1 protein-coding gene is annotated in these 1255 nt (G+C 68.4%); it reads left to right on the top strand.

Translation table 11 applies throughout. The features are described from left to right. Positions 1–853: 853 nt before the first annotated feature. The coding region (locus tag ACFQS7_RS30915; protein WP_380070981.1) for a hypothetical protein at positions 854–1255 on the top strand (402 nt) is incomplete at its 3' end.

Genomic DNA, 1255 nt, shown 5'->3' with positions numbered 1-1255 from the left:
CCTTCAGCAAACATTCCGGCTCGCGCGCGAGGTTTGGGGTGCGCACCCACTGCGCACCTTGCTGCGCACCTTCCTCCAAGCAGGGCTGATCCGTGGGCGGTCCGGGCCGGCTTGGCACCGGCCAGGGCCGGAAACCGGCGCCTCAACTGCCCCTGGGCTGCCGCTGCCGTGCCAATGACCACATCTCTACCTCGAGCCGTCCGTCAGTAAACGTTCCGGGTCGCGCGGGCGAGGTTTGGGGTGCGTACCCACTGCGGACCTTCCCTCTCCGCAGGCCTCGGGAGAACCCAAGCTGACGGTCCTGGCCCGGATCAGCGCAGCACCGCCCTGCCCTTGCCCAGGCCATCCGCCACCACCGGCCTGAAATCTCGCGCGAGTATGGGGTGCGAACCCCCTGCGAACCCCCTCCTCTCATGGCTTGGCGTGCCCAAGCTGGTCGCCAGGGTAAGGCTACCTTGGCAGCAGGAGAGGATCGCTCGTTTACGTCCTCCCCCGGTCCAGTGACCCCGACGCCAACTGCCTTTCCATTGCGGGTTGCCCTATGCCTCTGCCGCCGAGCCGATGACCGCATCTCCGTCCCACACCGTCCGTCAACAAACATTCCGGCTCGCGCGCGAGGTTTGGGGTGCGAACCCACCGCGAACCATGGTGCGAACCTTCCTCTCCAGAGGGCTCGGCAGAGCCCAGGCCGGGCGCCAGGGTAAGGCTTCCTCAGTGGTGGCAGGAGAGGGGCGCTCCGTTTCGCATGTTCCCCGGTCGTTGTTCCCTGAACCGCGACAACCGGGATGGTTGTCCCTTCAGGTCGTCACGCTACACCGGCGTGGGGGCGCACCCTTTCAGCCACCATGAGGGCTTGGACGGCACCACCACCGATCGGGCCATGCTCACCATCGCCTTGGTCTTTGCCGCGCTCACGCGGACGCTGATCCACGACCGGGTCCAGGCAGGCTTGGCGCGGGCCAGGGCGCAAGGCTGCCGCCCCAAGCGTTGGGCGCGGTGCACGCCATCCTCGCGGCGCAGGCAGCCGACAGCGTGGCAGGGTGAGCCGGACCGCCTTGGTGCCTTTGCCGCCGGAGCCGATGACCACATCCCCGTCCCGCGCCGCCCGTCCGCGAACGTTCCGGATTGCGCGCGCGAGGTTTGGGGTGCGCACCCCCTGCGCACCTTCCTGCGCACCCCTTCTTCGGAGGGCTTCCTTATCGGCGCTGCACCCCGGTATCGGTCGCTCGCCGCCGCGATGCGTCAGACTCCTTCG

The sequence above is a fragment of the Dankookia sp. GCM10030260 genome (assembly GCF_042666655.1).
In the GTDB taxonomy this organism is placed as follows: Bacteria; Pseudomonadota; Alphaproteobacteria; order Acetobacterales; family Acetobacteraceae; genus Paracraurococcus.
Note: the sequence above shows the minus strand (reverse complement) of the source record. Positions and strands in the feature narration are given on the sequence as shown.